The organism is Streptomyces sp. DI166 (assembly GCF_900091315.1).
Lineage (GTDB): Bacteria > Actinomycetota > Actinomycetes > Streptomycetales > Streptomycetaceae > Streptomyces > Streptomyces fuscus.
In genome coordinates this window covers 21,756-30,549 of sequence record NZ_FLSP01000099.1, presented here as the reverse complement: position 1 = coordinate 30,549, position 8,794 = coordinate 21,756, and the positions used below count along the sequence as shown (strand labels likewise).

Annotated in this window: 1 pseudogene; it reads left to right on the top strand. The window is 74.7% G+C overall.

The window, feature by feature from the left end:
- Positions 1–120 precede the first annotated feature (120 nt).
- Positions 121–8,427 (top strand): annotated as a pseudogene (locus GA0115233_RS42005) (type I polyketide synthase); the annotation flags it as partial.
- Between the last annotated feature and the right edge of the window lie 367 nt (positions 8,428–8,794).

Sequence of the window (8,794 nt, the reverse complement as noted above, 5' to 3'; positions counted from 1 at the left end):
CGACGGCCGGGGGGCCATGCCCGCGCCGGAGCAACGCCCCGACGCCCCGGCGGCCACGACCGCGCCCGAGCAGCGCCCCGACGCCCAGACCGCCACGACCTCGCAGGTGGGTGAGTACGCGTGAACGAGCAGGAGAAGCTCCTCAGCTACCTCAAGAAGGTCACCGGTGACCTGCACGAGACGCGCAAGCGGCTGAGGGAGGCCGAGTCCGCGTCCCGGGAGCCCGTCGCCATCGTCGCGATGAGCTGCCGCTTCCCCGGCGGCGCCGACTCCCCGGAGGGCCTGTGGCGGCTGCTGGAGAGCGGGACGGACGCGGTCGCCGAGTGGCCCGCCGACCGCGGCTGGAGCCTCGCCGACCACTACGACCCCGAGCCCGGCGCACCCGGAAAGACGTACTGCACCCGCGGCGGCGCGCTCCCCGGTGCCGGTGCCTTCGACGCGTCGTTCTTCGGGATCTCCCCGCGTGAGGCGATGGCGATGGACCCCCAGCAGCGGCTGCTGCTGGAGATCTCCTGGGAGGCGTTCGAGCGGGCCGGCATCGACCCGACCTCGCTGCGGGGCTCCCGTACCGGTGTCTTCGCCGGCACCAACGGCCAGGACTACCCGGCGCTGCTGACCGGATCGCGGGAGAGCCTGGAGGGCCACGTCGGCACCGGCAACGCCGCCAGTGTCGTGTCCGGCCGGATCTCGTACACCTTCGGCCTGGAGGGCCCCGCTGTCACCGTCGACACGGCCTGCTCCTCCTCGCTGGTCGCGCTGCACCTGGCGGTACGGGCCCTGCGCGCGCGGGAGTGCGACCTGGCGCTCGCGGGCGGTGTGACCGTGATGTCGACGCCGGGACTGTTCCTGGAGTTCAGCAGGCAGCGCGGGCTCGCCCCCGACGGCCGCTGTAAGGCCTTCGCGGACGCCGCCGACGGCACCGGCTGGGCCGAGGGCGCGGGCATCCTCCTCGTCGAGCGGCTCGCCGACGCCCGCCGCCTCGGGCACCCGGTGCTCGCCGTGGTCCGCGGCTCCGCCGTCAACCAGGACGGCGCCTCCAACGGCCTCACCGCCCCCAACGGCCCCGCCCAGCAGCGCGTCGTCTGGCAGGCCCTCGCCGACGCCCGGCTCACCGCCGCCGACGTCGACGCCGTCGAGGCGCACGGCACCGGTACGACCCTCGGCGACCCGATCGAGGCGCAAGCCCTGCTCGCCACGTACGGGCAGGACCGCGAACAGCCCCTGTGGCTCGGTTCGGTGAAGTCGAACTTCGGGCACACCCAGGCCGCCGCGGGCGTCGCGGGCGTGATGAAGATGGTGCTGGCGATCCAGCACGGGTTCCTTCCCCGCACCCTGCACGTGGACGAGCCGTCGTCCCACGTCGACTGGAGCGCGGGCCGCGTCGAACTGCTCACCGAACCCCGCCCCTGGCCCGACACCGGGCGGCCCCGGATCGCGGGCGTCTCCTCCTTCGGCGTCAGCGGCACCAACGCCCACGTCATCCTCGAACAGGCCGAGCAGGTAGAGCAGACGGCCGCCGAGTCCTCCTCGCCGGGCACCACCCTCCCGTACGTCGTCTCCGCCCGCAGCGGCCCGGCCCTGCGCGCCCAGGCCGCCGCCCTCCACGCCCACCTGCGCTCCGACACCCAGGACGCGCCCGTCCCGCACGACGTGGCCTGGTCGCTCGCCGCCACCCGCGCCGCCTTCGAACACCGCGCCGTGGTCCTCGCCGACGACCGCGCCGAACTCCTGCGCGGCCTGGAGTCCCTGGCCTCCGACGCCCCCGCGAACGGCCTGGTGCGCGGCGTCGCCGACGTCGACGGCCGCATAGCGTTCGTCTTCCCCGGCCAGGGCCCCCAGTGGCCCGGCATGGCCACCGAACTCCTCGACACCGACGCCGAGTTCCGCACCCACTTCACCGCCTGCGCCAGCGCCGTCGAGCAGTACGTCGACTGGTCGCCCGAGGCCGTCCTGCGCGGCGCCGACGGCGCGCCCACCCTCGACCGCGTCGACGTCGTGCAGCCCCTGCTGTTCGTCACCATGGTGGCGCTGGCCCGGCTCTGGCAGTCCCGCGGTGTCCACCCCGACGCCGTGGTCGGGCACAGCCAGGGCGAGATCGCCGCCGCCTGCGTCGCGGGTGCCCTCACCCTGGACGACGCCGCCCGCGTCGTCGTCCTGCGCAGCCGCGCCATCACCGCGCTGGCCGGTCGCGGCGGCATGGCCTCCGTCCTGCTGCCCGTCACCGACGTCGAGCAGCGCATCGCCCGCTGGGACGGGCGCCTGTCCGTCGCCGCCGTCAACGGACCCGCCTCCGTCGTCGTCTCCGGCGACGCCGACGCCGTACGCGACCTCGTCGCCGAACTCACCGAGTCCGGAGCGCAGGCCCGGCGGATCCCCGTCGACTACGCCTCCCACTCCGCCCAGGTCGAGGAGATCCGCGACCGGCTCCTCGCCGACCTCGCGCCCATCCGCCCGCGCGCCTGCGAGGTGCCGTTCTTCTCCACCGTCACCTGCGACTGGCTCGACACCGAGCGACTGGACGCCGCCTACTGGTACGAGAACCTGCGCCGCACCGTCCGCTTCGCCGACGCCGTACGCGCCCTCGCCGCCCAGGACGTGCGGGCGTTCGTCGAGTCCAGCCCGCACCCCGTGCTCACCGCCGCCGTCCGCGACACCCTCGACGAGGACGGCCGCACCGGCACCGTCGTCACCGGCACCCTGCGCCGCGGCGAGGGCGGCCCGCGCCGCTTCCTCACCTCACTCGCCGAACTGTCCGTACGCGGCGGCGCCCCCGTCGACTGGCCCGCCCTCATCGGCCCCGGCACCCGTGTCGACCTGCCCACCTACACCTTCCAGCACCGCACCTACTGGCCCACCCCGGCCGAGCCCACCGCGCCCCCCGCGACCGACCTCGACGCCCGCTTCTGGCAGACCGTCGAGAACGGCGAGGCCGCGCCGCTGGCCGCCGCCCTCCACCTCGACGAGGACACCCTCGCCACGGTGCTGCCCGCCCTGAGCGCCTACCGCCGCCGCAGCCGTGAGACCGCCACCGCCGACGGCTGGCGCTACCGCGTCACCTGGAAGCCCCTGCCCGCGCCCCAGGCACCCGTCCTCACCGGCACCTGGCTGGTCGTCGTCCCCGCCGACCGCCCTGTCCTCGCCGACTGCCCCGTGCCCGCCGACTGCCCCGTGTCCGGCGACCGCCCCGTCCCCGCCGACCGTCCCGTGCCCGGCGACCGCCCCGTGTCCGCCGACGGCCCTGTGTCCGCCGTGACGGATGCCCTCGCCCGCGCCGGCGCCACCCCCGTCACCGTGCCGGTAGCCGCCACCGACGACCGCGCCCGGATCGCCGACCTGCTCCGCGCCACCGGCGAGGACCGGCCGCACGCCGTGCTGTCGCTGCTCGCCCTCGACGCCACCGAGCACGATGGACAGCCCGACCTGCCCCGCGGCTTCTCCGCCACCGTCGCCCTCGTCCAGGCCCTTGACGACCTCGGTATGGAGGCGCCCGTCTGGTTCGCCACCCGCGGCGCCGTAGCCACCGGCGCGTCGGACGGGCCCGAGGCTCCCGAACAGGCCCTCGTCTGGGGCTTCGGCCGGGTCGTCGCCCTGGAACAGCCCCAGCGCTGGGGCGGCCTGATCGACCTGCCCGCCGACCTGCCCGCCGGCCTGTCCGCCGGCCTGGACACGGCCGCAGCCGACCGCCTGATCGCCGCCCTCGCCGGAATCGGCCACGAGGACCAGCTCGCGATCCGCGCCACCGGCCTGCTCGCCCGCCGCCTCACCCGCGCCGCCACCGGCGGCCTCGGTGCGCGGAGGGAATGGACCCCCACCGGCACCACCCTCGTCACCGGCGGCACCGGAGCCCTCGGCCGCCAGGTCGCCCGCCGCCTCGCCCGCCAGGGCGCCCCCGGCCTGCTGCTCCTCAGCCGAACCGGCCCGGACGCGCCCGGCGCGGCCGAACTCGCCACCGAACTCACCGAACTCGGCGCCGGACACGTCGACATCGTCGCCTGCGACATCGCCGACCGCGACCAACTCGCCGCCGCCCTCGCCGCGGTGCCCGCCGACCGGCCCCTGACCGCCGTCTTCCACACCGCCGCCGTCCTGCGCGACGGCGTCATCACCACCCTCACCCCCGACCGACTCGCCGAAGTCCTACGGGTCAAGGTCGGCGGCGCCCGCAACCTCGACGCGCTCACCGCCGACCTCGACCTCACCGCGTTCGTCCTGTTCTCCTCCACCGCGGGCACCATCGGCGCCCCCGGCCACGCCAACTACGCCCCCGGAAACGCCCTGTTGGACGCCCTCGCCCAGCAGCGCCACGCCCGCGGACTGCCCGCCACCGCCATCGCCTGGGGCCCCTGGGCCGACGGCGGCATGGCCGAAGGCGCCGTGGGCGAACGCCTCCAACGGCACGGCGTACGCCCCATGGACCCCGAACTCGCCCTCGGCGCCCTCCAGTCGGCCCTGGACCACGACGACACCACGGTCGCCGTCACCGACATCGACTGGGACCTGTTCGCCCACGCCTACACCACCTCCCGCCCCCGCCCCTTCATCGACGACCTCCCCGACGCCCAGCGCGCCCTCACCGCCAGGCCCGCCGCCCACGACACCCCCGGTGCCGCCGACCCGGACACCGCCGCCGGGGACGACCTGTCCCGGCGGATCGCCGCACTCCCCGCCGCCGAACAGCGCGCCGCGTTCGAGGAACTCGTCCGCGCCCACGTCGCCGTCGTCCTCAACCACAGCGGCCCCCAGGACGTCGAACCCACCCGCTCCTTCCGCGAACTCGGCTTCGACTCCCTCACCGCCGTCGAACTGCGGAACGCCCTCAGCGGCGCCCTCGGCCGCCCGCTGCCCGCCACCCTCGTCTTCGACTACCCCACCCCCGCCGTCCTCGCCGACCACCTGCGCGACACCGTGATCCCGACGGCCGCCCAGGCCACCGTGGACATGCTCCCCGCGCCCCGCGCCACCGACGACGACCCGATCGTCATCACCGCGATGAGCTGTCGCTTCCCCGGTGGCGCCGACAGCCCCGAGGAGTTCTGGCGGCTCCTCGCCGACGGCACCGACGCCATCACCGCCTGGCCCGAGGACCGAGGCTGGGACCCCGGCCCCGACGGCACGGCCCGCGAGGGCGGCTTCCTGCGGGACATGGCGGGCTTCGACTCCGGGTTCTTCGGCATCTCGCCCCGCGAGGCCCTGGCCATGGACCCGCAGCAGCGGCTGCTGCTGGAACTGGCCTGGGAGTCGTTCGAGCGTGCCGGGATCGACCCGACGACACTGCGCGGCTCGCGCACCGGCGTCTTCGCGGGCACCAACTACCAGGACTACGCCTCCCGTCCCCTCGACCCGACCGCGGCGGCGGAGGTCGCCGGCCACCTCGGCACCGGGAACTCGGCCAGCGTCATGTCCGGCCGGGTGTCGTACGTGCTCGGCCTGGAGGGGCCCGCGGTCACCGTCGACACCGCCTGCTCGTCCGCCCTCGTCGCCCTGCACCTGGCTGTGCAGGCGCTTCGGGCGGGGGAGTGCGACCTCGCCCTGGCGGGCGGCGTCACGGTCATGTCCACCCCGGGACTCTTCATCGACTTCGACCGCCAGGGCGGGCTGGCCTCCGACGGCCGCTGCAAGGCCTTCTCGGACGCGGCGGACGGGGCCGGGTTCTCCGAAGGCGCCGGGCTGGTGCTGGTGGAGCGGCTGTCGGATGCTCGGCGCCATGGGCGGCGGGTGTTGGCGGTGGTTGCCGGTTCGGCGGTGAATCAGGACGGGGCGTCGAATGGTCTTACGGCGCCGAACGGGCCGTCGCAGCAGCGGGTGATTCGGCAGGCGTTGGCGGCGGCCGGGCTGAGGCCATCGGACGTGGATGCGGTGGAGGCGCATGGCACGGGGACCTCGCTGGGTGACCCGATCGAGGCGCAGGCGCTGCTTGCCACGTACGGGCAGGATCGTGAACGGCCCTTGTGGCTGGGGTCGGTGAAGTCCAACATCGGGCACACCCAGGCCGCCGCCGGTGTTGCCGGGGTCATCAAGATGGTGCTGGCGATGCAGCACGGGGTGCTTCCGCGCACGCTGCACGCCGAGGAGCCGTCGTCCCACGTGGACTGGTCGGCCGGGGCGGTGGAACTCGTCCGCGCGAATGCCGAGTGGCCGCAGCGGGAACGGCATGTCCGGCGTGCGGGTGTCTCGTCGTTCGGGATCAGCGGGACGAACGCCCATGTGGTGCTGGCGGAGCCGCCGCCGGTTGACGAGGTGACCGGTTCGCAAGACATCGACGGGTTGGTTCCGTGGGTGGTGTCGGGGCGTACGGCTGCGGCGCTGCGGGCGCAGGCCGGGCGGCTGGCGGAGTTCGTGTCGGCCCAAGAGGGCGTGTCCCTCGCGGGGGTTGCGGGCTCGCTGGTGCGGTCGCGGTCGCTGTTCGAGCACCGGGCCGTGGTGTGGGGCGCCGACCGGGCGGAACTGGTCCGTGGCCTGGAAGCGGTGGCTTCGGGTGAACAGCGTGTGAACTCGGTCAACGGCCTGGCCCGCCGTGACATCCGCACCGCGTTCCTGTTCGCGGGGCAGGGTTCACAGCGGCTCGGTATGGGGCGGGAGCTGTACGACGCGTACCCCGCTTTCGCCGACGCCTTCGACGCGGTGGACGCGGAACTGCCCTTCGACCTGAAAGCTGTGGTCTTCGGCGACGACGCGGAGGCCCTGAACCGCACCGAGTACGCCCAGCCCGCCCTCTTCGCCCTCGAAGTGGCCCTCTTCCGGCTGCTGGAGTCCTTCGGTGTCCGCCCGGACGTGCTCGCCGGTCACTCCATCGGCGAGATCGCCGCCGCCCACGTCGCCGGGGTCTGGTCCCTGACGGACGCCTGCAAGCTCGTCGCCGCACGTGGTCGCCTGATGCAGGCCCTCCCCGACGGCGGGGCGATGGTCGCCGTACAGGCCTCGGAGGACGAGGTGTTGCCGCTGCTCACAGGCGAAGTGGACATCGCCGCCGTCAACGGTCCGAACGCCGTGGTCGTCGCCGGCGCGGCGGAGGCTGTGAACTCGGTTGTCAGCCACTTCCGGGAGCAGGGCCGCAAGGTCACCCCCCTCCGCGTCAGCCACGCCTTCCACTCACCGCTCATGGCCCCGGTGCTCGCGGACTTCAGCAAAATCGCCGAGAGCCTCACCTACGACCGTCCGAAGCTGCCCCTCGTCTCCACTGTCACTGGACTCCCCGCCACGGACGAGGAGTTGACCTCCCCCGAGTACTGGGTCGACCACGTCCGCCGCACGGTCCGTTTCGCCGACGCCGTACGTGTGCTTGGGGAGCAGAATGTGGGCCGGTTCCTGGAGCTGGGCCCCGACGGCACGCTGACCGCCCTCGCGCGGAACTGCCTGGAGGACTCAGACGTGTCGGTACCGCTCCTGCGCAAGGACCGCCCCGAAGCCGATTCCCTGCTGGCCGCGTTGGCGCACCTCCACGTCGACGGCGCCCGCGTGGACTGGGCGTCCCGGCTCCCGGAGACCGCGCCCGTCCCGCTGCCGACGTACGCCTTCCAGCGCCGCCGCTACTGGCTGGACGCCTCTCCGCGGTTCGGTGATGTCACCACCGCCGGACTGGAGCACCCCGGACACCCGCTGCTGTCCGCGGCCGTACGGGTCGCCGACACCGACGCGCTGGTGTTCAGCGGCGTCCTGTCGCCCCGGACAACGCCCTGGCTGGCTGATCACCGAGTGCTGGGGCGGGCCATCCTGCCCGCCACGGCCTACCTGGACATGGCCGTTCACGCCGGTGACCAGGTGGGGCTCGGTCAGGTCGGCGAGCTGACCCTGGAGACCCCGCTGGTGCTGCCCGAACGCGGCGCCGTGCGGTTCCAGTTGGCCGTCACCGCGCCGGACGAGGACGGCAGACGCTCGTTCACCGTCCACTCGCGCCCCGCCGACGCCGACTCCGCCGAGCCCTGGACCCGGCACGCCCAGGGCCTGCTGGCAGCGGACCCGGAGGAGGAGGCCCCCGACCCGCACCTCACCGCCGCCTGGCCGCCCCCGGACGCCCGGCCGGTCGAGCCGAGCGCACACGACGACTGGTACGAGCAGTTCGGCGCCGGCGGATTCACCTACGGCCCCGCCTTCCAGGGACTCGGCAAGGTCTGGCGGCGCGGCGACGAACTGTTCGCCGAGGTCGCCCTGCCCGAGACCCACCGCGCCGAGGCCGCCCGCTACGGCATCCACCCCGCTCTCCTCGACGCGGCCGTCCAGACGCTGCTGGTCCAGGCCCTCGACGGCGGCGGGGCGGCGCCCACCCTGCCCTTCGCCTGGCACGGCGTCCGCCTCCATGCGACCGGCGCGAGCGCGCTGCGCGTCCACCTCGTTCCGGAGGACGGCCGCCCCGACGCCTACAAGGTGCACGTGGCCGGAGCCGACGGCCGCCCCGTCGTCACCGCCGACGGCCTCGTACTGCGCCGGATCACCGACGCACCCACGGCCCGCCCGATCCCACCGCTGCTGGCACAGCGCTGGCGCCCCGCCGACCCGCAGCCCACCGCCCCGGTACCCGAGACCGTGCGCTGGGCGCTGCTGGGCGAGGGCGACGGCGGTCTGGCCGAGGCGCTGGACGCGTCCGGCGTGCACCTGGAGTGCTATGCCGGCCTGCCCTCCCTCGCCGCGGCCGTCGATACGGGCACCGCGGCACCCGGCATCGTCCTGGCCGCCTTCACGGCCGCCCCCGGCACGCCCGCCCCGCAGGCCACCCGGGACCTGCTGACCAAAGCCGCCGGGCTGCTCCGCGACTGGGTGGACGACGAGCGCTTCGCCGAATCGCGCCTGGTCCTCGTCA